The organism is Paraburkholderia sp. J7 (genome assembly GCF_905220155.1).
Taxonomy (GTDB): domain Bacteria; phylum Pseudomonadota; class Gammaproteobacteria; order Burkholderiales; family Burkholderiaceae; genus Paraburkholderia.
In genome coordinates this window covers 359878-382385 of record NZ_CAJMYZ010000004.1, presented here as the reverse complement: position 1 = coordinate 382385, position 22508 = coordinate 359878, and the positions used below count along the sequence as shown (strand labels likewise).

General features: G+C 67.0%; 25 protein-coding genes and 1 other RNA gene. 14 read left to right on the top strand and 12 right to left on the bottom strand.

From position 1 onward, the window contains the following. Positions 1-257 precede the first annotated feature (257 nt). Together panC and panD are read left to right on the top strand one after the other, a co-directional pair. Complete coding sequence (panC, locus tag U5A58_RS09235) at positions 258-1100, top strand: pantoate--beta-alanine ligase (RefSeq protein WP_233880631.1); 843 nt, start codon at positions 258-260, stop codon at positions 1098-1100. A gap of 102 nt (positions 1101-1202) precedes the next feature. Further along, on the top strand, positions 1203-1589 hold the full coding sequence (gene panD, locus U5A58_RS09230; protein ID WP_028207747.1) for an aspartate 1-decarboxylase: 387 nt from the start codon (positions 1203-1205) through the stop codon (positions 1587-1589). Between the two features lie 66 nt (positions 1590-1655). Here the strand turns inward: panD and U5A58_RS09225 are convergent, their stop codons facing one another. Next, positions 1656-2294, bottom strand: a complete 639-nt coding sequence (locus tag U5A58_RS09225) for a ParA family protein (protein ID WP_321936474.1) — start codon at positions 2292-2294, stop codon at positions 1656-1658. Positions 2295-2514: 220 nt separating this feature from the next. Here U5A58_RS09225 and U5A58_RS09220 point away from each other — a divergent pair, with 220 nt between their 5' ends. Beyond that, a complete protein-coding gene (locus U5A58_RS09220; RefSeq protein ID WP_321912735.1) occupies positions 2515-2934 on the top strand; it encodes a PaaI family thioesterase in 420 nt (139 codons plus the stop codon). A gap of 41 nt (positions 2935-2975) precedes the next feature. Here the strand turns inward: U5A58_RS09220 and U5A58_RS09215 are convergent, their stop codons facing one another. Continuing rightward, positions 2976-4499: a cobyric acid synthase gene (locus U5A58_RS09215; protein WP_321961206.1), complete on the bottom strand. Its 1524-nt coding sequence runs from the start codon at positions 4497-4499 to the stop codon at positions 2976-2978. Positions 4500-4660: 161 nt separating this feature from the next. On the opposite strand from U5A58_RS09215, the gene cobU reads away from it, so the two are divergent. The 4 genes from cobU to U5A58_RS09195 are packed head-to-tail and all read left to right on the top strand — an operon-like array spanning position 4661 to position 8100. Next, positions 4661-5215 (top strand): bifunctional adenosylcobinamide kinase/adenosylcobinamide-phosphate guanylyltransferase, encoded by a 555-nt coding sequence (cobU, locus tag U5A58_RS09210; RefSeq protein WP_321961205.1) that lies wholly within the window; start codon positions 4661-4663, stop codon positions 5213-5215. Further along, a complete protein-coding gene (cbiB, locus tag U5A58_RS09205) occupies positions 5212-6150 on the top strand; it encodes an adenosylcobinamide-phosphate synthase CbiB (protein WP_321961204.1) in 939 nt (312 codons plus the stop codon). Before cobU ends, cbiB begins: the two co-directional genes overlap by 4 nt. Beyond that, positions 6143-7192: a threonine-phosphate decarboxylase CobD gene (cobD, locus tag U5A58_RS09200; protein ID WP_321961203.1), complete on the top strand. Its 1050-nt coding sequence runs from the start codon at positions 6143-6145 to the stop codon at positions 7190-7192. Before cbiB ends, cobD begins: the two co-directional genes overlap by 8 nt. Next, complete coding sequence (locus U5A58_RS09195) at positions 7192-8100, top strand: cobalamin-binding protein (RefSeq protein WP_321961202.1); 909 nt, start codon at positions 7192-7194, stop codon at positions 8098-8100. Before cobD ends, U5A58_RS09195 begins: the two co-directional genes overlap by 1 nt. Before the next feature lie 21 nt (positions 8101-8121). Here the strand turns inward: U5A58_RS09195 and cobC are convergent, their stop codons facing one another. The 5 genes from cobC to U5A58_RS09170 are packed head-to-tail and all read right to left on the bottom strand — an operon-like array spanning position 8122 to position 12487. Then, complete coding sequence (cobC, locus tag U5A58_RS09190; protein ID WP_321961201.1) at positions 8122-8709, bottom strand: alpha-ribazole phosphatase; 588 nt, start codon at positions 8707-8709, stop codon at positions 8122-8124. Then, positions 8694-9470 carry an adenosylcobinamide-GDP ribazoletransferase gene (locus tag U5A58_RS09185; protein WP_321961246.1) on the bottom strand — a complete coding sequence of 259 codons (777 nt, stop codon included), beginning with the start codon at positions 9468-9470 and terminating at the stop codon, positions 8694-8696. The genes cobC and U5A58_RS09185 overlap by 16 nt, the downstream gene beginning before the upstream one ends. Before the next feature lie 10 nt (positions 9471-9480). Further along, on the bottom strand, positions 9481-10545 hold the full coding sequence (gene cobT / locus U5A58_RS09180) for a nicotinate-nucleotide--dimethylbenzimidazole phosphoribosyltransferase (RefSeq protein WP_321961200.1): 1065 nt from the start codon (positions 10543-10545) through the stop codon (positions 9481-9483). Between the two features lie 41 nt (positions 10546-10586). Then, on the bottom strand, positions 10587-11432 hold the full coding sequence (locus U5A58_RS09175) for an ABC transporter ATP-binding protein (protein WP_321961199.1): 846 nt from the start codon (positions 11430-11432) through the stop codon (positions 10587-10589). Further along, positions 11429-12487 (bottom strand): iron ABC transporter permease, encoded by a 1059-nt coding sequence (locus U5A58_RS09170; protein ID WP_321961198.1) that lies wholly within the window; start codon positions 12485-12487, stop codon positions 11429-11431. Before U5A58_RS09170 ends, U5A58_RS09175 begins: the two co-directional genes overlap by 4 nt. A gap of 397 nt (positions 12488-12884) precedes the next feature. On the opposite strand from U5A58_RS09170, the gene U5A58_RS09165 reads away from it, so the two are divergent. The 5 genes from U5A58_RS09165 (at position 12885) to U5A58_RS09145 (ending at position 15317) form a co-directional block, all read left to right on the top strand. Next, positions 12885-13238 carry an ATPase gene (locus tag U5A58_RS09165; protein WP_321912746.1) on the top strand — a complete coding sequence of 118 codons (354 nt, stop codon included), beginning with the start codon at positions 12885-12887 and terminating at the stop codon, positions 13236-13238. Then, on the top strand, positions 13235-13549 hold the full coding sequence (locus U5A58_RS09160) for a cell division protein ZapA (RefSeq protein ID WP_042268772.1): 315 nt from the start codon (positions 13235-13237) through the stop codon (positions 13547-13549). The genes U5A58_RS09165 and U5A58_RS09160 overlap by 4 nt, the downstream gene beginning before the upstream one ends. A 125-nt stretch (positions 13550-13674) precedes the next feature. Continuing rightward, positions 13675-13856, top strand: a non-coding RNA gene (gene ssrS, locus U5A58_RS09155) — 6S RNA. Positions 13857-13958: 102 nt separating this feature from the next. Further along, positions 13959-14417, top strand: a complete 459-nt coding sequence (locus U5A58_RS09150) for an EVE domain-containing protein (RefSeq protein ID WP_321961197.1) — start codon at positions 13959-13961, stop codon at positions 14415-14417. A 165-nt stretch (positions 14418-14582) separates the two neighbouring features. After that, positions 14583-15317, top strand: coding sequence for an SIMPL domain-containing protein (locus U5A58_RS09145; protein ID WP_321961196.1), 735 nt, complete (start codon positions 14583-14585; stop codon positions 15315-15317). Positions 15318-15410: 93 nt separating this feature from the next. Here the strand turns inward: U5A58_RS09145 and lgt are convergent, their stop codons facing one another. Together lgt and U5A58_RS09135 are read right to left on the bottom strand one after the other, a co-directional pair. Beyond that, on the bottom strand, positions 15411-16334 hold the full coding sequence (gene lgt / locus U5A58_RS09140; RefSeq protein ID WP_321961245.1) for a prolipoprotein diacylglyceryl transferase: 924 nt from the start codon (positions 16332-16334) through the stop codon (positions 15411-15413). 234 nt (positions 16335-16568) lie between these two features. After that, positions 16569-17528 carry a LysR family transcriptional regulator gene (locus U5A58_RS09135; protein ID WP_321961195.1) on the bottom strand — a complete coding sequence of 320 codons (960 nt, stop codon included), beginning with the start codon at positions 17526-17528 and terminating at the stop codon, positions 16569-16571. A gap of 170 nt (positions 17529-17698) precedes the next feature. On the opposite strand from U5A58_RS09135, the gene ilvD reads away from it, so the two are divergent. Together ilvD and U5A58_RS09125 are read left to right on the top strand one after the other, a co-directional pair. After that, complete coding sequence (gene ilvD, locus U5A58_RS09130) at positions 17699-19372, top strand: dihydroxy-acid dehydratase (protein WP_321961194.1); 1674 nt, start codon at positions 17699-17701, stop codon at positions 19370-19372. A gap of 146 nt (positions 19373-19518) precedes the next feature. Continuing rightward, complete coding sequence (locus tag U5A58_RS09125; RefSeq protein ID WP_321961193.1) at positions 19519-19878, top strand: c-type cytochrome; 360 nt, start codon at positions 19519-19521, stop codon at positions 19876-19878. Between the two features lie 61 nt (positions 19879-19939). Here U5A58_RS09125 and U5A58_RS09120 read toward each other — a convergent pair whose 3' ends face one another. From U5A58_RS09120 to U5A58_RS09110, 3 genes are read right to left on the bottom strand one after another with little or no spacing between them, the layout of a single operon-like run. After that, positions 19940-20338 carry a DUF2486 family protein gene (locus U5A58_RS09120; RefSeq protein WP_321912754.1) on the bottom strand — a complete coding sequence of 133 codons (399 nt, stop codon included), beginning with the start codon at positions 20336-20338 and terminating at the stop codon, positions 19940-19942. 59 nt (positions 20339-20397) lie between these two features. Then, positions 20398-20814 (bottom strand): DNA polymerase III subunit chi, encoded by a 417-nt coding sequence (locus U5A58_RS09115; RefSeq protein ID WP_158757228.1) that lies wholly within the window; start codon positions 20812-20814, stop codon positions 20398-20400. Between the two features lie 52 nt (positions 20815-20866). Continuing rightward, positions 20867-22378, bottom strand: coding sequence for a leucyl aminopeptidase (locus U5A58_RS09110; protein ID WP_321961192.1), 1512 nt, complete (start codon positions 22376-22378; stop codon positions 20867-20869). Positions 22379-22508: the final 130 nt, after the last annotated feature.

Below are 22508 nucleotides of genomic sequence, written 5' to 3'. Positions count from 1 at the left end.
ATGGGGCGGCTGCGAAGGGCCGCACAGCGGAACGCCAGGAGAACCCCCTATCCGAGGCGGGTGCGCGGCATTCACAAATCCACTACAATCGCCCGCGCCTGCCCGGTCTCGTCCCATATACGGGGCACACGTCATACTTGCCGCGCCACCTGCGCGGACCGGGCGCGCGACGTCCGCTCGCGGCCCTTCGTCCGGGTCTCTGGCTTGCGGCCGTGCCACCCAAGTCTTGCCCCGCGCGAGGCATAAAGCATCCGATCATGAAAGTCATTAGCTCGATTCAGGAATTGCGCGACCAGTTGCGCGGCCAAAACCGCACCGCGTTCGTGCCGACCATGGGCAACCTGCACGAAGGCCATCTCTCGCTGATGCGCCTCGCGCGCCAGCACGGCGACCCGGTCGTGGCGAGCATCTTCGTCAACCGGCTGCAGTTCGGCCCGAACGAGGACTTCGACAAGTATCCGCGCACGCTCCAGGACGACATCGAGAAGCTGCAGAAGGAAAACGTCTACGTGCTGTTCGCGCCCACCGAGCGCGACATGTATCCGCAGCCGCAGGAATACCGCGTCCGCCCGCCGCACGACCTCGGCGATATTCTGGAAGGCGAATTCCGCCCCGGATTCTTCGAGGGCGTGTGCACGGTCGTCATGAAGCTGATGTCGTGCGTGCAGCCGCGCGTGGCCGTGTTCGGGAAGAAGGACTACCAGCAGCTCATGATCGTGCGCGCGATGTGCAACCAGTTCGCGTTACCGACCGAAGTGATCGCCGCCGAAACGGTGCGCGACGCCGACGGCCTCGCCCTCAGCTCGCGCAATCGCTACCTGACCGAGGCCGAACGCGCCGAGGCGCCGCAACTGGCGGGCGTGTTGCGCGCGATCCGCGAGTCGGTGCTGTCGGGCCGCCGCGACTTCCAGCAGCTCGAACTCGACGCCATGGCCACGCTCGCCGCGCGCGGCTGGAAGCCCGACTACATTGCGATCCGCAAGCGCGCGAACCTGCTGCCGCCCGCGCCGGGCGTAGCCGGCGACGCGGAGTCGCCGCTCGTCGTGCTGGCCGCGGCGAAGCTGGGCGCCACGCGCCTCATCGACAACCTCGAAATCTGACGACGCGCGCGCGACGGCCGCGCCGCCCCGCGCTCACCCGATTCCGCCAGATTCCGCTTACCCGCGGCGGGCCGCGCGCCCGCTCGCCTGAGGAGACCCTCCATGCAACGCCATATGCTGAAGTCGAAGATCCACCGCGTCGCGGTCACGCACTGCGAACTGCACTACGAAGGCTCGTGCGCCATCGACGAAAACCTGCTCGAAGCGGCCAACATCGTCGAAAACGAGCGCATCGACATCTGGAACATCAACAACGGCGAGCGCTTCACGACCTACGCGATCAAGGGCGAACGCGGCAGCGGCATGATCTCGCTGAACGGGTCGGCCGCGCGCCGCGCGCAACTGGGCGACCTCGTGATCATCGCGGCCTTCGCGAATGTGGAAGAGGAAGAACTGAAGGCCGGCTGGAAGCCGGACCTCGTGTTCGTGGACGAGAACAACCGCATCAAGGGCAGCCGCGACCACGTGCCCACGCAAAGCTGGAGCTGACACGCGAGTGCGGCCGGCGCGGCGCACGCGGCCCGCGCCGCCGTCGTTGCGCACTGGGTTGCCCGCTCATTTGCCCGCTGGTTTGCCGTCCACCCAGCCGATAATCGACTGCCACTGGTCGAGGTCCTTCTCGACCCGGCTCTTCGCGACGTCCCAGAGCGTGAGGCCGTGCGCGGCGAGCTGCACGTAGTTCTGCGTGTCGCGCAGATAGCCGAGCACCGGCAACTCCAGCCCCTCGACAAAGCGCTGCAGCTGCTCGGCCGAGCGCGTGCGCGCATCGACCCGCATGCCCACCACGCCCACCTGGATCGCGCCCTTGCGCACGGCCTTTTCCTTGGCAAGGCGGTTCAGGAAGTCCTGGGTGGCGAGAATGTCGAACATCGAAGGCTGCAGCGGCACGATCACCTTGTCCGCCAGTTCGATGATCGCCTGGAGCCGGTTGCCGTGCAGGCCCGCGGGCGTGTCGATGACCGCGTGCTCGAGTCCCTTGGGCGGCTTCGCCGGGTTGTCCAGATCGACCTGCCAGCTTTCGATGGCTGGCAGCGTCGCGGGCCGCAGATCGAGCCAGGCGTGCGAAGACTGCTGCCGGTCGAGGTCCGCGAGCGCGACCCACTCACCTTGTGCGGCGAAATAGCCGGCCAGATTGGTGGACAGCGTGCTCTTCCCCACGCCGCCCTTGGGATTCGCCACCACGATTACCGTCATGAATGCTCCCGTCAGGATGGCTGGCGCCTCGCCAGCCGGATTGCCGTGATTTTTGCCTGATGCCTTGTTCGATACCTGGCGAGGCGACTTGCGAACGAGCGAGCGCCCCGAATCAACCGTCCGATAATATCGGCAAATTGCGCGCCGCCGAAGTCCCCCACGTGCGCGCACCCGCATTGTTCACCGCATTGTTCATATCAAATACGGAGACTGACCGACCATGAGTACGCTACGCCACGACGTCACGATCGAAACCCTGCTCGAACGGCAGCGCGGCCGCCTGCCCGATCTGCTGGGCTTTCGCCCGATCGCCCTCGAGCAAGGCCTGCTGCGCGCCGAACTCGATGTGCGCAGCGACCTGCTCGCCCCGAACGGCTTCCTGCACGCCGCCACGGTGATCGGGCTCGCCGATACAGCCTGCGGCTACGCCTGCCTCGCCCACCTGCCGCCCAACGCGAAAAACTTCACGACCATCGAGATCAAGAGCAACCATCTCGGCACCGCGCGCGAAGGCACGATCTCGGCGGTGGCGACGGGCGTGCACCTCGGGCGCAGCACGCAGGTCTGGGACGCTACGGTGAAGGGCCCGGACGGCAAGACCATCGCGCTGTTCCGCTGTACGCAGATGGTGCTTTACTGAGCCGGTCGGCCGAGCTTTTAGCTGCGCATTTAGCCGCGCCTTTAGCCGATCACGCCGAACACCCTCTCCAGATCGAGGCTCGCCGCGAGCGTATCCGCCAACCGCTCCAGCGACGCCTCGCGCAGCGCCGGGTAGTCCACCGTGCGCGCCTGCGCAAGCCCCGCCCAGCGCACGAGCGCCGCACACGCCTCGGGCGTGTCGAAGAGACCGTGCACGTAGGTGGCGAGAATCTGGCCGTCCGCCGAACGCGCGCCGTCCGGGCGCGTCGTCCCCTCGTCGCCCGCGGTAAGCCTCAGCGCCGGGAAATCGAGCGCCGGCCCGTGCGTCTCGCCCATATGAATTTCGTAGCCCGCCACGCGGGCAAGCGCCGCGTGCGCGCCTTCCAGCGCGAGCGCGCCTGTCACGTTCTTCAGCGTCTTCTCGCGCGTGAGCACGGTCTCGTAATCGAGCCAGCCGAAGCCCTCGACCGCGCCTGGCTCGCCCTCCACGCCATGCGGATCGGCAATCGCCCGGCCGAGCATCTGCATGCCGCCGCAAATGCCGATGACGCGCCCGCCATACCGCAGATGCCGCGCGAGCGCCGTCTCCCAGCCCTGGGCGCGCAGCCACGCGAGGTCGTCGCGCACGTTCTTCGAGCCCGGCAGGATCACGAGATCGGCGGCGGGCGGCGCTTCGCCCGTGCGCACATACGTGAAATCGACCTGCGGGTGGGCGCGCAGCGCGTCGAAGTCGGTGTGATTGCTGATGTGCGGCAGCGCCGGCACGACGACGCGCAGCGTCTCACCCTCGGCCTGCGCGCCGCTGTGGGCCGCGCCCGGCAACATGTCCTCGGCGTCGAGCGTGAGGCCGTGCAGATACGGCACGACGCCCAGCACCGGCTTGCCCGTCTGCTGCTCGAGCCAGGCGAGGCCGGGTTCCAGCAGTGTGCGGTCGCCGCGAAAGCGGTTGATGACGAAGCCTTTGACGCGTGCGCGCTCGCTCTCCGAAAGACAGGCCAGCGTGCCGATCAGATGCGCGAACACGCCGCCACGGTCAATGTCGGCCACGAGCACGACCGGGCAATCGACCGCCTCGGCGAAACCCATGTTCGCGATGTCGTTGGCGCGCAGGTTGACTTCGGCGGGACTGCCCGCGCCTTCCACGAACACCGTGTCATAGCGCGCGCGCAGACGCCCATACGACTCGAGCACGGCCTCGCGCGCGAGCGGCTTGTAGTCCTGGTACGCGCGCGCGTTGAGATTCATGCGCGCCTTGCCGTGGATAATGACCTGCGAGCCAAGATCGCTATTCGGCTTGAGCAGCACCGGATTCAGGTCGGTGTGCGCCTCGATGCCGGCAGCGACAGCCTGCAGCGCCTGGGCGCGGCCGATCTCGCCGCCATCCACGGTCACGGCGCTGTTGAGCGCCATGTTCTGTGGCTTGAACGGCGCAACGCGCGCGCCCGCGCGGCGCGCGAGGCGGCACAAACCGGCGACGAGCGTGCTCTTGCCGGCGTCGGAGGTCGTGCCCTGGATCATCAGCGTGCCGGTGGGTACACGAGGCACGGCGGGTAGCGTGGCGGTCATGAAGCGGATGCGTGGGCCTGGGTTGGTCCTTCGGTGGGCCTGAAAGACACGGGAAAGCGAACGCGCATTATCCCATCGCCCCGCCGCACCCTGCAGAACCCCAGCGCGACGTTGGCCGAACGGATGACGGTGCGTCCGACTTCAGCCGTTACAATCACGCGATGAATTCGCGCGATCTCACCTTCATCGTCGGCGGCGCGCGCTCGGGCAAGAGCGCGCACGCCGAACGCCTCGCCACCGCAAGCGGCCTGCCGGTCACCTATATCGCCACCGCGCGCGTGACGGACGACATCGAATTCACCGAGCGCATCGGCCACCATCGCGCGCGCCGGCCCGCGCACTGGGCGCTCGCCGAAGCGCCGCTCGATCTCGCGCTCGCGCTCGACACAACGGCCGCGCCCGGCCAATGCGTGCTGATCGACTGCCTCACGCTGTGGCTCGCGAACCTGCTGTGCCCCTCCGACTCCGACTCGCCGCTGCCCGACTGGCGCGAGCGCCTCGACGCTTTCGCTGCCGCCTGCGAGCGCGCGCAAGGCACGGTGCTCGTGGTGAGCAACGAGATCGGCATGGGCGTCGTGCCGATGGGCGCGGCCACGCGCCTTTACGTGGACGAACTCGGCCGCCTCAATCAGCGCATCGCGGCGCTTGCCGACCGCGCCACGCTCGTCGTCGCGGGTCTGCCTCTCGCGCTCAAGGCGCCGCACGGGGCCTCATGATGCTCACGCTACCCGTTACCGCCGCGCTCGCCGTGGCCGGCGTCGCTGTGGACCGCTGGCTCGGCGAGCCGCGCCGCGCACATCCGCTCGTCGCCTTCGGCCGCTACGCGAACCGCATCGAAGCGCGCCTGAACACCGGCCGCCGCGGCCGTCCGCTCGGCCTGCTCGCATGGCTCGCCGCCGTCGCGCCGCCCGTCATCGTCGCCGCGCTGTTTTGCGCGCTGCTGCCCTGGCCGCTCGCCTGGGCGTTGCATGTCGCGCTGCTATGGTTCGCGCTCGGCGCACGTAGTCTTACCGAACACATCGCGCCGATCGGCGCCGCTTTGGCGCGGCGCGACCTCGCCGCCGCGCGCGAGCTGACGGGCCGCATCGTCTCGCGTGACACAGCGGGCGCGGACGCCACAGCGCTTTCGCGCGCCGCCGTCGAATCGGCGCTCGAAAACGGCAACGACGCGATCTTCGGCGCGCTGTTCTGGTTCGCGATCGCGGGCGGCCCCGGTGCGCTCGCGTTCCGTCTCGCCAACACACTGGACGCCATGTGGGGTTACCGCACGCCGCGCTTCCTGCGCTTTGGCTGGGCGGCCGCACGCATCGACGACGTGCTCAACTGGATTCCCGCGCGCCTCACTGCCGCGAGCTACGCGCTGCTCGGCGACACGCGCATGGCGCTGCGCTGCTGGCGCGAGCAGGCGCATCGCTGGGAGAGCCCGAACGCGGGCCCGGTGATGGCGGCGGGCGCGGGCAGCCTGAACGTACTGCTGGGCGGCGCGGCCGTCTATCACGGCACGCTTGAGGAGCGCCCGGCGCTCGGCGCGGGCTCGCCGCCGCACGCGCAGCACGTGGATGCGGCGCTGCGGCTCGTCGAGCGCACCACCATCCTCTGGCTCGCGGCGCTGCTCGCACTGGCCTTCGTGAGCGTGGCGACCCATGTCTGAGCATCCCGCCGCTCTCGTCGCACACGGCGGCAATCTGCACGAAGCCGCCGAGCGTTACGGCATCGCGTGGGACGCCTGGATCGATCTCTCCACCGGCATCAACCCGCATGGCTATCCGGTGCCGCCCGTGCCGCCAACAGCATGGCGGCGTCTGCCGGACGACGGCGACGGCTTCGCCGCGTGCGCCGCGCGCTATTACGGCGCGCCAGACGCTCACCATGTGCTGCCCGTGGCGGGCAGCCAGGCCGCAATCCGCGCGCTGCCCGCGTTGCTGCCGCTTGCGCGTGTAGCGATCGCGCCGCTCACCTACGGCGAATACGCGCCGGCGTTCGCGCGCGCGGGCCATGAAATCGTGCCGCTCGACGTCATGCAGGACATGCTGCCCGATACCGTCACGCATGCCGTCGTGGTGAACCCCAACAATCCGACGGCCACGCATCTTGCTGCCGCGCGCCTGCTGCATTGGCATGCGCAACTCGCATCGCGCGGCGGTACGTTGATCGTCGACGAAGCGTTTGGCGATGCGCTTGGCTATGCGTTTGCCGATGCCACCGGCAGCGAGCGATTCGAAACGCTTGCGCACGCAACCAATCGCGATGGACTCGTCGTGCTGCGCTCGCCAGGCAAATTCTTCGGGCTCGCCGGCGTGCGCTGTGGCTTCGCACTCGGCGCACCCGCGCTGCTGGCCGCGCTGGGGGCGCATCTGGGCGCATGGACCGTGAGCGGACCCGCACGCCACGCCGTCACCCATGCGTTCGAAGACAGTGCGTGGCAAAACGCAATGCGCGTGTGGCTCGCCGCCGAGAGCGCGCGCCTCGTTGCGCTGTTGCGCGCTCACGGCTTCGCGCCGCACGCCACGCCGCTTTTCGCGTGGATCACAGACTCGCGCGCGGCAGCGCTGCAAGACGCGCTCGCGCGACGCGCGGTGTGGACGCGCCGTTTTGACGCGCCGGCCAGCTTGCGCTTTGGCCTGCCCGCGTCCGAAGACGAGTGGCAACGCTTCGAAAGCGCGCTCGAGCAAGCCGTACGGGCGATCGGCTGATGCGCGCGGCGATCCTCGCGTTATCGCTTGCCGTCGCGGCGCTCGGACCCTGCATCGCAAATGCAACCGTCACCGCCATCGACGACGCAGGCAACACCGTCACCCTTGCGGCTCCCGCGCAACGCGTGGTGAGTCTCGCGCCTCACGTGACCGAGTTGCTCTATGCCGCGGGCGGCGGCGCGAAACTGGTCGGCGCCGTGGCTTACAGCGATTACCCGCCCGAAGCACAAAAGGTGCCGCGCGTAGGCGACAATCGAGCGCTCGACCTCGAACGCATCGCCGCGCTCAAGCCGGATCTCATCGTGGTCTGGCGTCACGGCAACGCGCAGCAACAGCTCGATCGTCTGCGCGATCTGCACATCCCGCTCTTTTTCAGCGAGCCGCATAAGCTCGACGATGTCGCGGCCTCGCTCACGCGCCTTGGCGTGTTGCTCGGCACCGAATCCACGGCGCAGGCTGCGGCAAGCACCTACCGGCGCGATATTGCGCAGCTACGCGCACGCTATGCACAGCGCGCACCCGTGAGTGTCTTCTACGAAGTCTGGGATCAGCCGCTGATGACGATCAACGGTTCGCACATGATCAGCGACGTGATCGCGCTGTGCGGCGGCCGCAACGTGTTCGCGACACTCGATCCGCTCGTGCCGACGGTTTCCACGGAAGCCGTGCTCGCCGCCAATCCGGAGGCAATCGTCACCGCTTCGCAAGGCGCGACTTCGCCGGACCGCCCGCTGCCGGGCCTCGAGCGCTGGCGCGCCTGGCCCGCGCTTGCCGCCGTTGCACGCGGCAATCTCTTCGCCGTCGACGGCGATCTGCTCACACGCCCCGCGCCGCGCATCGCCCAGGGCGCGGCGCAACTGTGCAAGGATCTCGACCTCGCCCGCTCGCGCAACGCCACGGCGCATTGATTCGATCTCCGAAGCGATTTGCTACGCGTTCCAGCGCGAAAGCAGCCACTGCGAGCTAGAAGCGTCGTAGCGCAGGCAGACGATGGCGCCCATCTCCAGCGGCCAGCGCACGCAGCGCGCGAGCGGCGTGCCGAGCGCGCGCGCCGTGACCGCGCGTATCACGCCCGCATGCGTCACGGCCCAGACGGTGGACTTCTCGTGCGCCTCGAGCGTGCCGAACCACTCGCTCACGCGCGCATCGAACTGCGCAACGCTCTCCCCGCCGTGTTCGCGCGCGTGCTCGAAATTCGCGGCCCATGCATCGATTTGCGCGCGTTCGATTGCGTCCCAGCGCTGCATCTCCCACGCGCCGAAATCCATTTCAGCCAGGCGTGCTTCGGCTTGCGGCGTGTGGCCGCGCACGCCGGCAAGCGACGCCGCCACGCTCGCGCAGCGCGTGAGCGGGCTCGTTTCAATCCGTTGCGGTTCGCGCACGCCGAGCGCAGCAAGCCGCTCGGCCAGCAGCGCGGCCTGTTGCGTTGCGTCGCCCGCGAGCGGCACGTCGCTCGCGCCGTAGCACACGCCCGCATCCACGGCCACGGCGGGATGGCGGATCAGAACGAGATCCATGCGAGCCCCACGAGGTAGATGGCGATCTCGAACACCTGCTGTGCGAAGCCGAGACAGTCGCCCGTATAGCCGCCAATGCGGCGCACGAAGTAGCGCGCGAGCGCGTAGCGCAGCACGGCAAGTACGACGAGCGTCGCAACGCCCGCGCGCCAGTCAGGCGCACCGGACCACACCGGCCAGAACAGCCAAGGCAAGCCGAACACACACGCGCACAGCCACGCGGCCACACTCATGCGCTGCGCAACGGGCTTGGCCTTGCCCTCGGGGCGCACGTACTCGAGCGAGACGAGATAGCTGATCGCGCACGCACGGCTCGCCGCGTGACCGGCGATCATCAGCATCGCGGCGCGCGCGGGGGGCAGCGCGGCAAGCGTCTGCCACTTGAGCGCCAGCGCCACCACAAGCCCAATCGCACCGAACGCGCCGATGCGTGAATCGTGCATGATGCGCAGCACGTCCTCACGGGTGTACGCGCCGCCGAATGCGTCAAGGCAGTCGGCGAGGCCGTCCTCGTGGAAGGCGCCCGTCGCGAGGAGCGTGAGCGCCATCGACAGCAGCACGGCCACGCTCGCGGGAAACACGCGCAAGGCGGCGAGATAGACGAGCGCCCCGAGCGCGCCGATCAACGCGCCGACGAGCGGAAAGTAGCGCGCCGCCGCATTGAGCCACGCAGGCTCGAAGCCGACCCAGCGCGGCACCGGCACGCGCGTGAAATAGCCCAACGCCGTGAAGAAATAGCGCAGTTCCGCAAGCGGGTTCATCGCGCGGCGCTCAGGCGTGTCGGTCACTGCGATCGTCGACGCCGGCCGACTCGAAGCTCGCCATTTCGTTCAGGAACGCCACCGCCGCGCGCAGCAGCGGCACGGCGAGCGCCGCGCCGGTGCCCTCGCCCAGACGCAGATCGAGCGTCAGCAGTTCGCGCGCGCCGAAGTGATCGAGCATGCGGCGGTGCCCCGCTTCGTTCGATGCATGCGCAAACACGCAGTAGTCGCGCACGTTTGGCGCAAGCGAGTCGGCCACGAGCAGCGCCGAGGTCGCGATAAAGCCGTCCACGAGAATCGCCATGCGCGAGCGTGCCGCTTCGAGGTACGCACCCGCCATCATCGCGATCTCGAAGCCGCCGAACGCGGCGAGCACGTCGAGCGGCTCGCGCGCGTCAGCATGATGCGCGAGCGCCGCCGCGAGCACGTTGCGCTTTTTCGCGAGGCCCGCATTGTCGAGGCCCGTGCCGCGCCCGACGCATTCATCGATCGGCACGCCGCACAGCCGGCTCATCAGACATGCTGCCGACGACGTGTTCGCAATGCCCATCTCGCCAAAGCCGATCACGTTCGTGCCGAGCGCCGCGTGGTGGCGAACGCGCTCAGCGCCCGCCGCGAGCGCGGCGAGGGCTTCGTCGCGTGTCATGGCGCGCTCGCGCGCGAAGTTGCGTGTGCCTTGCGCGATGGGCACATTGACGAGCGTGGGCGACGGCGGCAGCGGCGTCGCCACGCCTGCGTTGACGACTTCGAGCGTGAGCCCTGCCACGCCGCTGAACGCGTTGATGGCTGCGCCCCCCGCCACGAAGTTCGCGACCATCTGCGCGGTCACGGCCTGCGGGTACGGGCTCACGCCTTCGGCAGCAATGCCGTGGTCGCCCGCGAACACGATCATCACGGGACGCGCGACGCTCGGGCGCGTCGTGCCCTGGATCATGCCAAGCTGGCGCGCCAGCGTTTCGAGGCGGCCAAGACTGCCGGGGGGTTTGGTCTTCGTGTCGATAAGGCGTTGCAGTTCGTCGCGCAACGCGATGTCGAGCGGTTCGACGGCGAGCAGTTCGGTAAGCGATGACGTCATGGTGTGTTTCGTTTCGAAGTGATGCGGGCGCGAACGGCGCGTTAGTGCGCGCCGTTCGATCCCGGCGAATGCAATAGGGAAGAAGTCGATCCGAGAGTTGGCGAAAGCGCGGGCACAAGCGCCTCGTGCTCGCCCTCGCGTATCAGCACGAGCGGATGGCCAAATGCAGCGCTCGCGCGCTGCGGCGTGAGCACCTCGCGCACGGGGCCTGCGTGAAAGCCGCCGCGGCCGTCGAGCAGGAGCGCGTGCGTCGCGAAACGCCGCGCAAGATTGAGATCGTGGCAGGAAAACAGTACGGCGCGCGCCTCACTTTGCACCCAGCGCGAGAGCGCTTCAAGGCACGCAATCTGATGATGCAGGTCGAGATGAGCAAGCGGTTCGTCGAGCAGCAGAAGCGGCGCGCCCTGACACAACGCGGCCGCAAGCGCGGCGCGCTGGCGCTCACCGCCCGAGAGAGACAGCACATCGCGCGCGGCGAACGCTTCGAGGCCGAGCATGGCGAGCGCGGCGTGCGCGGCGGCACGATCGGCGTCGCCTTCCCAGCCCCAGCCCGAAAGATGCGGATAGCGATTGAGCAGCACGGTGTCGAGCACGCTCGCACTGAATGCGTCGCGCTGGTCCTGGGGCATCAACGCGCGGCGCTGCGCGAGGCGCACCGGTTGCCAGTGTGCGAGCGCGATGCCCTCCACTTCCACGCTTCCCGCCGAAGGCTCGCGCAGGCCCGCGAGCGCGCCGATGAGCGTAGTCTTGCCCGCGCCATTCGCGCCCGCGATGCACCAGATTTCGCCGGCGGCAAACCTTTGCGTGAGCGATTCGACAAGCGTACGCGCGCCGGCTCGCAACGTGAGCGCGTGGACCGCGAGAAGAGGTGGAAGTGTGCCGCTCATCGTGCGCGCCTCGCGAGTAGCATCCACAGGAAAACGGGCACGCCCGCGAGCGCAGTCACAACGCCCACCGGCAACTGCGCGGGCGCAGCCACCGTACGCGCGACGAGATCCGCGCCCATCACGGCAACACCGCCGGCGAGCGCGGCGGCGGGCACGAGCATGCGCTGGTCGTTGCCGAACGCGAGGCGCAGCATGTGGGGCACGACGAGCCCAACGAAGCCGATGGTGCCGCCCGTCGTCACGGCAGCGGCCGCCGCGAGCGAGGCGGCAAGATAAATGCCCACGCGCAGACGCAGCACCGGCACGCCGAGCGCCTGCGCAGCGGCGTCGCCGCGCAGCAGCACGTTGAGCATCGGCGCGGCCGGCACGATGCACGCAAGGACCACGCCAAGCATAACGAGCGCAGGCCACGGCGCGCCCACGCCATTGAGGTCGCCCGTGAGCCAGAACAGCATGCCGCGCAGCCGCGTGTCGGGCGCGAGTGTGAGCAGCAGCGTGATCAATGCGCCCCAGCCTGCCGCCGTCACCGCACCGGTCAACAGGAGCCGCGGCGAGCTGTCCTGCGGCTCGCCACGCCACAACTCGCGGCGCGCGAAGCCGAGCACGAGCAGGATCGAAACGAACGCGCCCGCACATGCGCTCGCCTGCACGCCCCACCATGCCACGCCCGCGATCATCGCCACCAGTGCGAACGCGGCAGCGCCGCCCGAAACACCGAGCACGTAGGGCTCCGCAAGCGGATTGCGCAGCAGCACCTGCAACAGCGCACCCGCGAGCGCCAGCAGCGCGCCACAAGCAAAGCCCGCCAGCGCGCGCGGCAAGCGCAGCGTGCGCACGATTTCAATCGCCATGTCGGGTGCGCCGTGCGCGGGGGTGAGCGCCGCGAGCGCCTGTGCAAACGTCACGCTCACGCTACCTGTTGCAAGCGATGCGACGAACACCGCGAGCGCGGCCGCAGCGAGCGCGCCCCAGATCACGCACGCGCGGCGTGCGCTCATCGCGCGGCGCGGCAGCGCGTGCAACGGCGGCACAGCATGGGACTCATCGCGGCTCATGGAACGCATCGAGGAACTCAGCAGCGGGTTTCAATCAAGCTCACACAGAAAGACAGCAGGGATATCGCAGGCCACGACAGCGTGCAGTATTTTTGTCGCTAAGGATTCTGCATGATGTGTGGCAGAGCGTGGCAAAAGCGGCATGGCAAATGCCGTTCACAAAAGCACTGGCAATGGATCATGAATCCGTGATGTTATAACGCGCGGACCCTGAGCGAGACGACGCGCTGCGCGCGGCCGTGGCAAATTGCGTTCCCGCCCGGCCTATGCAGCACACGTAGCGAGGGATTCGTGCCTGATTCGGGTAAGAAGCCGGGTTGTTACGTCTGGAAACGACACAATCATCAAAATACGCGTTAATCCGCGCTAGAATGCCTGTCTTTAGAGGACGCAGCACATGCTCAACGAACTCGAAACACTCTCACAAAACATCGGGCGGCTGATCGAGATTAATCAGCGCCAACACGAAGCACGCCTCGCACTCGAAGAGCAACTCGCGCAGCTGCGTGCGCAATGCGACGAAACACGCGCCGAACTCGAACAGGTCCGCGAGGAGCGCGCCACGCTGCAAGCAGAGCGCGACGCACTCTCGGCCAAGATCGACGATGCGCAGGTGCGTCTGAACGCGATCCTCGAAAAGCTGCCGCGCGCACGCGCTGGTAACGAGCGCGACAACCAGCTCGATCTGCTCGAACCGTCGCAGAGCAACGACGACGACAGCAACGCGGCCCGCCACGGAGAAAATGCATGACCACCAAGCAGATCGAAGCGACGATACTCGGCCAAACCTATCGCCTCGTCTGTTCGCCGGAAACGGAACAGGCGCTGCTCGAAGCCGTGGCGCGCGTGGACGCCGAAATGTCGAAGATCCGCAATCACAGCAACGTGCGCGGCACCGATCGCATTGCCGTCATGGCAGCGCTCTCGCTCGCTTCGGAACTGCTGCGCCTGCAAACCAGCGTGCGTCACGGAGAAGCATTCCCAGCCGAAGAAATCCGTCGTACAATGCGCCAAATGAATGAACAACTGGGCGCGGTGATTCACCAGTACGGTGTGCAATAAGCGCTGCAGTACGCTGCGGTTGTAAGAGCTAACGTGCGGTATGATGTTGTTCATCGGTGGCGTTGATTTGTTTAGAAACGCGCGTTTCTAGACACGCCGCCAAACGGCTTAGTTAAAGTTTGTCAGCTTCCCTGCCTGGTTCGCCAAGGTCATATATTCCTTGAACCAATGCCATGTGCACGGTTGCGGAAATTTGTAGCACGGGCGTGCGCGTCACACAGTCTGATGTACCCGAAGTGCTGCTAACTGCGACCAATTCTGAACCCTCGGTTCAGGATGCCGGCCTAGCGGCTATGGCGGGGACCTATTCAAACGGCATCGGACCACAGTCCGATGCCGTTTTCCATTGTGCGGCGCGAATTGCGCGTGCATGCCTGCCCCTCTCCCCTTTCGACGTGAACTTCGACTCATGCGCTACTGGCTGATGAAGTCCGAACCCGACGAAGCAAGCATCGACGACCTCGCAAACGCGCCGCAGCGCACGCTGCCCTGGACCGGTGTACGAAACTACCAGGCGCGCAATTTCATGCGCGACACCATGGAGCAAGGCGACGGCGTGCTGTTCTATCACTCGAGCTGCCCCGAGCCGGGCATTGCGGGCATCGCGCAGGTGTCGTCCACGGCCTACCCCGACCCCACGCAGTTCGATCCGAAAAGCCCTTACTACGACGCGAAATCGACGCAGGAGAATCCGCGCTGGATGCTCGTCGACGTCGTGTTCAAGAAGAAGTGTCCGCTGATCGCTCTGGCCGCGTTGCGCGAGCACGAGGCACTCGCGGACATGCGCGTGCTCGCCAAAGGCAATCGCCTGTCGATTACACCGGTCACCACGGCCGAGTGGAACTTCATCACGAAACATCTGATGTGATGCGGTTTTGACGCAGACCGGGCACGCACACAGCACCCGCGCGCGACTTCAAGCACAATCGCGCACAGTCGCGCGCAGTTACGTTGCTGTTACGTTGCCATTGCGGCGGCGTTACGATGCCGCACGAGCACCTCGCGCGCGACGCAAGTTCTGCAAGGAGCCTCAATGAACCGAAAAACCGCCGTCACGCTCGCCGCCGCATTCGCAGCCGCCCTCCCCCTCGCCATGACGCTCGCGCCGGGCGCCGCGTTCGCACAGAGCGACGCGCGTTTCCAGCAACCCTCGGGCGTGCTGTCGCTTTCCGCGCAGGCCAGCGCCGAAGTGCCTCAAGACGTCGTCAACATTACGCTGTTCTATGAACAGGAAGCGAGCGATCCCGCCTCGCTCACGGCCACGCTCAATCAGCGCGCCGACGCCGCGCTGCAACGCGCGAGAGGCGTCACGGGCGTGACCGCGCACTCGGGCCAGTTCTCGATCTTCCCTTCCACCGATCGCGACGGGCGCATCTCTGCCTGGCGCGGCCGCACGGAAGTCGTGCTCGAATCGCATGATTTCGCGGCTGCGTCGAAGCTCGCCGGCGATCTCTCGTCGATCATGCAGGTCGGCAACGTGCAGTTCTCGCTGTCGCCCGAAGCGCAGCGTGCCGCCGAGCAAAAGCTTCAAGGCCAGGCCATCGCCTCGTTTCGCGACCAGGCCCTCTCTGCCACGCGCGCGTTCGGCTACAGCAGCTACACGATTCGCGACGTGAACGTGGGGCACTCGGGCGTGATGCCGCGCCCCATGATGATGATGAGCGCGCGCGCCGCTTCGGCTGACGCGAAGATGTCGTCGCCCGTGCCGCTCGAAGGCGGCACATCCACGGTGACAGTCAATGTCTCCGGCTCGGTGCAGATGAAGTAAGGCGCGCCATACAAGCAGCACGCAAGTAAAAAAGGCCACGGTGAAAACCGTGGCCTTTTTCATGGGCTAAAACGCGTGGTGCGTATGCGCGTGTCAGCTCTTCGCGCCCGCGACCTGCGCGCTGTCGTTGCCGTTCTTGTTTCGATTGGCGCGGCGATACGCCCACACCATCAAGCCGATGCCCGCGATGATCATCGGCAGCGAGAGCCATTGGCCCATCGAAAGGCCGAGCGCAAGCAGGCCGAGGAAGTCGTCGGGTTCGCGGGCGAATTCGACCGTGAAGCGCGCGAGACCATAGCCGATCAGGAACATGGCCGAAATCGCGCCAACGGGGCGCGGCTTGCGCGCGAAAAGAATCAGCACGATGAAAAGCGCGATGCCTTCCAGCGCGATTTCATACAGCTCTGAAGGATGGCGCGGCAGCAAGTGGTACTGCGCGAACACTTCGTTCAAATGCCACTGCGCGGCCAGTTGCGGATGCGCGACAAGCCACGCGGCGTCGTCGTTCGCGGCGCCCGGAAACAGCATGGCCCACGGCGAGTCGGGCGACGTCACGCGGCCCCACAATTCGCCGTTGATGAAGTTGCCGAGCCGGCCAAAGGCGAGCCCCGTGGGCACCATCGGCGCGACGAAGTCCGTGACCTGCAGCCAGGTGCGGCCGCGTTGCCACGCGAACAGAACCATCGCGAACGTCACGCCGAGGAAGCCGCCGTGAAACGACATGCCGCCTTCCCACACCTTGAAGATGTCGAGCGGATGCGCGAAATACCAGCTCGCCTTGTAGAACAGCACGTAGCCCAGGCGCCCGCCCAGAATCGTGCCGAGCACACCGTAGAACAGCATGTCGTCGATGTCTTTCGCGGTCCAGCCCTGGGCGGCCACGTAAGGCAGACGCAGGCGCAGACGGCCGATCACGATCGCCAGAATGAAGCCGACGAGATACATGAGGCCGTACCAGCGCACGGCGAGCGGCCCCAGATGAATGGCGACGGGGTCGAAGTTCGGGTGGATGAGCATCGTGGATGAAGTCTTGTCGGCGATATCAGTTGAAATCGGGTTGTAAGCAGTTACGCGCCACTGGCTAAACAGGCAAAGGGCGTTGGACGTTTGCAAAGCGGCGAGGTTCGCCGCCAGCGTGTCATGGCGTGACATTATCGCCGACGCGAGTAGGCGCGAACCAAAATGCACGTTGGGCGATGCGCCGCGAGTGTAACGGTGACAGATGACGTAGCTTGCATGCTCTCCTTCGCGCTAGCCCTCGCGCCTGTGCAAACCCGCCGTCGCTGCATGGGCCCGCACAATCTCGATAAACGCCGCGAGCACCGGGCTCACCTCGGCCGAGCGCCAGACGAGCCCCGTTTCGATGGCCGGCAGCGCCCCGGCAAGCGGCCGGTACACGACGCCCGTGCGCCGCAGATGGCGCAGCGACTGCGGCACGAGCGCCACGCCCATGCCGGCCGAGACGAGGCTCACGATTGTCTGCATCTGGATCGCTTCCTGCCCGATGAGCGGCGCGAGGCCCGCCGCGCCGTAGCAGTCCATGATGGTGTCGTAAAAACCAGGGGCCAGATGGCGCGGAAAGACCACGAGCGGCGCGTCGGCGAAATCGCGCAGACTCACGGGCTCGTCATGCCAGTCGTCGCCGGACGGGCCACCAAGGCGCGCCGATAGCGCCGACGGCATCGCGACCACGAGCGGCTCACGTGCGATCGGCTGGTAAGCAAGCTGAGCCGCGTAGCGCGGCGGCACGGGTGCGATCACGAGGCCCGCGTCGATGCGTCCCGCCACCAGCTCTTCCACCTGCACGTCGCTCGTCGCTTCGGCGAGCTGCAAGCGCACGCGCGGATAACGCGCGCCGAAATCGCGCAGCAAAAGCGGCAGCAAGCCGTAGTCGGCGGTCGACACGAAGGCCAACGCGAGCACGCCCGCCTCGCCGCGCGCGAGGCTCTGCGCGAGCGGGCGCAGCGCCTCGGCGCTCGCCAGCAGGCGCCTCACCTCAGGCAACAGATCGGCGCCCACGGCCGTCAACTCCACCGACCGGCGCGTACGCGCGAACAACTCCACGCCCAGCGTCTCCTCCAGCGCGCGAATGGCCTGCGAGAGCGGCGGCTGCGTCATTGAAAGGCGTGCCGCCGCGCGGCCGAAATGCTGCTCTTCGGCCACGGCAACGAAATAGCGAAGCTGACGCAGATCGGGGATAGTCGGGTTCATCGGCAGCGGTCTCGCGCGGTTATCTTGTTGATTCTTTTTTCGACTCAATAGACCACGAATAATATATTGGACAGCGTTCTCGCGAAATCGCATGCTTCGACAGACGTGCCGGCGCACCCCGAACCAGAACACACACCCGGCATCCGAGACGAAAACCACCGGAGGTCCCCATGTCCTATAACCGTCGTTCGAAGCACATCACGCAAGGCGTTGCCCGCTCGCCCAACCGTTCGATGTATTACGCGCTCGGCTACGAGAAGGCCGACTTCGACAAGCCGATGATCGGCGTCGCGAACGGCCACTCGACCATCACGCCGTGCAACGCCGGCCTGCAGCGCCTCGCCGACGCGGCCGTTGAAGCCATCAAGCGCGCCGACGCGAACCCGCAGACTTTCGGCACGCCCACGATCTCGGACGGCATGTCGATGGGCACGGAGGGCATGAAGTACTCGCTCGTCTCGCGCGAAGTCATCGCCGATTGCATCGAGACCTGCGTGCAGGGCCAGTGGATGGACGGCGTGGTCGTGATCGGCGGCTGCGACAAGAACATGCCCGGCGGCATGATCGCGCTCGCGCGCATCAACGTGCCCGGCATTTACGTGTACGGCGGCACGATCCGCCCGGGCAACTGGAAGGGCAAAGCGCTGACCATCGTCTCGGCCTTCGAGGCCGTTGGCGAATTCACGGCGGGCCGCATGACCGAAGAGGATTTCGAAGGCGTCGAGAAAAACGCCTGCCCCTCCACGGGTTCGTGCGGCGGCATGTACACCGCGAACACGATGAGCTCGTCGTTCGAGGCGCTTGGCATGTCGCTCATGTACTCATCGACGATGGCCAACCCCGACGAGGAGAAAGTCGACTCGGCGGCGGAATCGGCGCGTGTGCTCGTCGAAGCCGTGAAGCAGGACCTCAAGCCGCGCGACATCATCACGAAGCAGTCGATCGAGAACGCGGTGGCGCTCATCATGGCGACGGGCGGCTCGACCAACGCCGTGCTGCACTATCTCGCCATCGCACATGCCGCGGAAATCGAATGGACCATCGACGACTTCGAGCGCATGCGCAAGAAGGTGCCGGTGATTTGCGACCTGAAGCCCTCGGGCCAATACGTCGCGACCGACCTGCACGCGGCAGGCGGCATTCCGCAGGTGCTCAAGATCCTGCTCGATGCGGGCCTGCTGCATGGCGACTGCATCACCATCACCGGCAAGACCATTGCCGAAGAGCTCAAGGACGTGCCGTCCACGCCGCGCGCCGACCAGAAGGTGATCTTTCCCATCAGCCAGGCGCTGTACAAGGAAGGCCACCTGGCGATCCTCAAGGGCAACCTCGCGACAGAAGGCGCGGTCGCCAAGATCACCGGCCTGAAGAATCCGGTCATCACGGGCCCCGCACGCGTTTTCGACGACGAGCAGAGCGCGATGGACGCGATTCTCGCCGACAAGATCCAGGCGGGCGACGTGGTCGTGCTGCGCTACCTCGGCCCCAAGGGCGGGCCCGGCATGCCGGAGATGCTCGCGCCGACTTCGGCGATCATCGGCAAGGGGCTCGGGGAGTCGGTTGGGCTCATCACCGATGGGCGCTTCTCGGGCGGCACCTGGGGCATGGTGGTGGGACACGTCGCGCCGGAAGCGTTTGAGGGCGGCACGATCGCGCTGGTGCAGGAAGGCGACTCGATCACCATCGACGCGCACAAGCTCCTGCTGCAACTGAATGTGGACGACGCCGAACTCGCGCGCCGCCGCGCGGCGTGGAAGCAACCCGCGCCACGTTACACGCGCGGTGTGATGGCGAAGTACGCAGCGCTCGCGCGCCCGGCGAACCAAGGCGCGGTAACCGGCTAAAGGCGCGGCTAACGGCGCGGCCGAGCGCGGCTAGACGCCGCTCAAACCTTCGCCTGCGATAAAGCAAAGGGCGCACGTCCGGAACGTGCGCCCTTTGCTTTTATAATGCGACGACACAGCCGGCGCACACGCGGGCGGAGACCTGTATGAACAGTAAGTCGCAAGCCAGGAACAAGACAGCGACGCTCGCCGCCGCGCTCGCCATCGGCATTGCCGGCGCACTCGGGGCAGCCCCGGCCCGCGCGCAGCATGGACCCACCGGCCTCGCGCTCGCTCAGCAGCAGAACTGCATGAGCTGCCATTCGGTCACGCGCAATTTCATGGGTCCGGCCCTGCGCGACGTCGCCGCAAAATATGCAGGCAAGCCCGACGCGCAGACCTATCTCTCGCACAAGATTCTCGAAGGCAGCACCGGCGTGTGGGGCACGGTGCCGATGCCGGCCAACACGCAGCTAAACCCCGGTCAGGCGGCCCAGCTTGCGAACTGGATCCTCACGCTCAAATGAGGCGAACGGTGTGACGGCGCGCGGCGCCGGGTGACCTCCGAGCGCCGCGCCCACCGCGGAATCAGGCCGAAGGCGGGTGTCCCGCGCGCGCAGCCAGTTCCTCACGCACGGCGGCCTTCACCCAGTTGTTGAGTTCCGTTTCGAGCGCGAGACCGATCTCGCGCGACACCTGTCCCACGAGCCAGTTCGAATGTTCCTGCATCGCCGCGCTGCAGCGCGCCTCGATCACGGCGCGGCCTTCGCCGGTGAGCCATGTGAGGCAGCGCCCGCGCAGGCGCTCGACGAGCGCGTCGGCGTCGTGCGCAAAGAGGCCTTCCTCGCGTTCGGCCACGGCCGCCTTCACGGCGGCGGCCGTCGCGCTCTTCGCCTCTTCGACGTTGTGCGCGCGCAGCGGATTGCCGGCCACCATCACCTCGCTCAAGAGCGGGATCGCCTCTTCCGGATCGTGCATGCCGGACATGTTTACCTCCATCGATCGGGGCAGTCGGCCTCGCGCCGGTACGCCTCGCGCGTCCGGCCTCAGCCGCCCTGCTTGTAGTTGTTGAGCGCGTAACCGCGGTCGCGGTAGAAACGATAGCGCTCGCGGCCCGACGCGAGTTCGTCGGGCGCATCGCCAATCACTTCGAGCAGGCGCTCGAAGCGTGCGAATTGAGGCGGGACCTGCGCGCCGAGATTGAGCAGCACACGATGATGCGGCGCACGCTCGAGATCCGTTGCCAGCACGATGGGCGATTCGCCCGCATGCGGGCTCTCCGCCATGCAGTGCGGCACGAAGTCGAGCGGCGAAAAGGTCCACAACATTTCGTCGAACGCGCGCAGGCGCGCGGGCTCGGCCAGCACCACCGCCTGCTGGCCCGCCTGATACGCCTTGCGCACGAGGCGGCACGCATACAGCAGCGAGTCGCCGACGTTCGTGTGGAAATCAATGCGCGTCATGCCCACACCACTCTAAACGCCGCCTGGCATGCAGCAATCGTCATGCCTGCCTTCATTGCGCCGCGCGGTCGATGAGGAACTGGGCGAGCAGCGGCACCGGACGGCCCGTTGCGCCCTTCGCCGCCCCGCTCTTCCACGCCGTGCCCGCGATGTCCAGGTGCGCCCACGGGTAATTTTCGGTGAAGCGCGAAAGGAAGCACGCCGCCGTCACGCTGCCCGCCGGACGCCCGCCGATGTTGGCGAGGTCGGCGAAGTTCGACTTGAGCTGGTCCTGATACTCGTCGTCGAGCGGCAGGCGCCAGGCCGGGTCGCCCGCTTCGCGCGAAGCGTCGAGCAGCTCGCCCGCGAGCGCGTCGTCCTTCGAGAACAGGCCGCTGTTGTGATGACCGAGCGCGATGATGCACGCGCCTGTGAGCGTGGCGATGTCGACCACGGCGGCCGGCTTGAAGCGCTCGGCGTAGGTGAGCGCGTCGCACAGGATGAGGCGGCCTTCGGCGTCGGTGTTGAGCACTTCGACCGTGAGGCCCGCCATCGTCGTGACGATGTCGCCCGGCTTCGTGGCGTTGCCCGCGGGCATGTTCTCGCAGGTCGGGATGATGCCGATCACATTGAGCTTGAGCCCCATTTCTGCGACCGCGCGGATCGTGCCGAGCACCGAGCCCGCGCCGCACATGTCGTACTTCATCTCGTCCATGCCCTCGCCCGGCTTGAGCGAGATGCCGCCCGTGTCGAACGTGATGCCCTTGCCGACCAGCACGATCGGCGCGGCCTTGGCGCTTGCGCCCTGATAGTGCAGCACGATGAACTGCGGCGGCTCGACCGAGCCCTTTGTTACTGAAAGAAACGAGCCCATCTTGAGCGTCTCGATCTGACGCTGGCCGAGCACCTCGACCTTGAGCTTCCAGTCGCGCGCGAGCTTCTTGGCCGTGGCGGCGAGATAGGTGGGCGTGCACACGTTGCCCGGCAGATTGCCGAGGTCGCGCGTGAGGTCCATGCCGTTGGCGAGCGCGACGGCCTGCTTCGCCGCGACCTTCGCGGCCTTCTCTTCAGTGGCGTCGATGCTGAAGACCACGCGCTTGAGCGCCCGCTGCGCGACGTCGGGCTTGCTCTTCATCTGCGTGAAGCGGTAGGTCTCGTTGCGCAGCGCGAGAATGGCGGCGCGCACACCCCATTCGCCCGTGCGCTCCTTCACCGGCAGTTGCGCGAGCGTGAACGTGACCTGTGCGATCTTCGTGCCGAGGATCGCGCGCCAGGCGGCCTTGACCGCGTCGCCGTAGGCCTTCTGGCTAAACGAGTCCTGCTTGCCGAGACCCACGAGCAGCACGCGCGAGGCGCCGATGCCGCTCACTTCCGGCAGAAACAACGTGGAGCCGGCCTTGCCGTCGATGTCGCCGGCCTTGACGACGCGCGCGATTGCGCCGCCAATGGCGCTGTCGATCGCGAACGCCGGGCCCGAGAGGGTTTGCGCCTCGAACACGCCGACTACGACACAATCCGACTTGCCGGTCAGGAAGGAGCCTTCCCCGCCTTTGCTCCAGTCACAGGCTTTTATGCTAAAGTCCATCGCGCTTGTCCTCGGATAAAATCAGGGCTTAGGATGAAAGCCGCAATTATCCGCTATTTTTCCCGCGGCGGCTCCTGGGCGGTTGCGCGAGCTGCGCGCCTCCCGGCACGGGCCGCCCGCCCTGCCCATC

What these genes read in the sequence shown, in the direction of transcription:
- panC (WP_233880631.1), top strand. Translation starts at nt 258, where the DNA reads ATGAAAGTCATTAGCTCGATTCAGGAATTGCGCGACCAGTTGCGCGGC.
- panD (WP_028207747.1), top strand. Translation starts at nt 1,203, where the DNA reads ATGCAACGCCATATGCTGAAGTCGAAGATCCACCGCGTCGCGGTCACG.
- U5A58_RS09225 (WP_321936474.1), bottom strand. Translation starts at nt 2,294, where the DNA reads ATGACGGTAATCGTGGTGGCGAATCCCAAGGGCGGCGTGGGGAAGAGC.
- U5A58_RS09220 (WP_321912735.1), top strand. Translation starts at nt 2,515, where the DNA reads ATGAGTACGCTACGCCACGACGTCACGATCGAAACCCTGCTCGAACGG.
- U5A58_RS09215 (WP_321961206.1), bottom strand. Translation starts at nt 4,499, where the DNA reads ATGACCGCCACGCTACCCGCCGTGCCTCGTGTACCCACCGGCACGCTG.
- cobU (WP_321961205.1), top strand. Translation starts at nt 4,661, where the DNA reads ATGAATTCGCGCGATCTCACCTTCATCGTCGGCGGCGCGCGCTCGGGC.
- cbiB (WP_321961204.1), top strand. Translation starts at nt 5,212, where the DNA reads ATGATGCTCACGCTACCCGTTACCGCCGCGCTCGCCGTGGCCGGCGTC.
- cobD (WP_321961203.1), top strand. Translation starts at nt 6,143, where the DNA reads ATGTCTGAGCATCCCGCCGCTCTCGTCGCACACGGCGGCAATCTGCAC.
- U5A58_RS09195 (WP_321961202.1), top strand. Translation starts at nt 7,192, where the DNA reads ATGCGCGCGGCGATCCTCGCGTTATCGCTTGCCGTCGCGGCGCTCGGA.
- cobC (WP_321961201.1), bottom strand. Translation starts at nt 8,709, where the DNA reads ATGGATCTCGTTCTGATCCGCCATCCCGCCGTGGCCGTGGATGCGGGC.
- U5A58_RS09185 (WP_321961246.1), bottom strand. Translation starts at nt 9,470, where the DNA reads ATGAACCCGCTTGCGGAACTGCGCTATTTCTTCACGGCGTTGGGCTAT.
- cobT (WP_321961200.1), bottom strand. Translation starts at nt 10,545, where the DNA reads ATGACGTCATCGCTTACCGAACTGCTCGCCGTCGAACCGCTCGACATC.
- U5A58_RS09175 (WP_321961199.1), bottom strand. Translation starts at nt 11,432, where the DNA reads ATGAGCGGCACACTTCCACCTCTTCTCGCGGTCCACGCGCTCACGTTG.
- U5A58_RS09170 (WP_321961198.1), bottom strand. Translation starts at nt 12,487, where the DNA reads ATGAGCCGCGATGAGTCCCATGCTGTGCCGCCGTTGCACGCGCTGCCG.
- U5A58_RS09165 (WP_321912746.1), top strand. Translation starts at nt 12,885, where the DNA reads ATGCTCAACGAACTCGAAACACTCTCACAAAACATCGGGCGGCTGATC.
- U5A58_RS09160 (WP_042268772.1), top strand. Translation starts at nt 13,235, where the DNA reads ATGACCACCAAGCAGATCGAAGCGACGATACTCGGCCAAACCTATCGC.
- U5A58_RS09150 (WP_321961197.1), top strand. Translation starts at nt 13,959, where the DNA reads ATGCGCTACTGGCTGATGAAGTCCGAACCCGACGAAGCAAGCATCGAC.
- U5A58_RS09145 (WP_321961196.1), top strand. Translation starts at nt 14,583, where the DNA reads ATGAACCGAAAAACCGCCGTCACGCTCGCCGCCGCATTCGCAGCCGCC.
- lgt (WP_321961245.1), bottom strand. Translation starts at nt 16,334, where the DNA reads ATGCTCATCCACCCGAACTTCGACCCCGTCGCCATTCATCTGGGGCCG.
- U5A58_RS09135 (WP_321961195.1), bottom strand. Translation starts at nt 17,528, where the DNA reads ATGAACCCGACTATCCCCGATCTGCGTCAGCTTCGCTATTTCGTTGCC.
- ilvD (WP_321961194.1), top strand. Translation starts at nt 17,699, where the DNA reads ATGTCCTATAACCGTCGTTCGAAGCACATCACGCAAGGCGTTGCCCGC.
- U5A58_RS09125 (WP_321961193.1), top strand. Translation starts at nt 19,519, where the DNA reads ATGAACAGTAAGTCGCAAGCCAGGAACAAGACAGCGACGCTCGCCGCC.
- U5A58_RS09120 (WP_321912754.1), bottom strand. Translation starts at nt 20,338, where the DNA reads ATGTCCGGCATGCACGATCCGGAAGAGGCGATCCCGCTCTTGAGCGAG.
- U5A58_RS09115 (WP_158757228.1), bottom strand. Translation starts at nt 20,814, where the DNA reads ATGACGCGCATTGATTTCCACACGAACGTCGGCGACTCGCTGCTGTAT.
- U5A58_RS09110 (WP_321961192.1), bottom strand. Translation starts at nt 22,378, where the DNA reads ATGGACTTTAGCATAAAAGCCTGTGACTGGAGCAAAGGCGGGGAAGGC.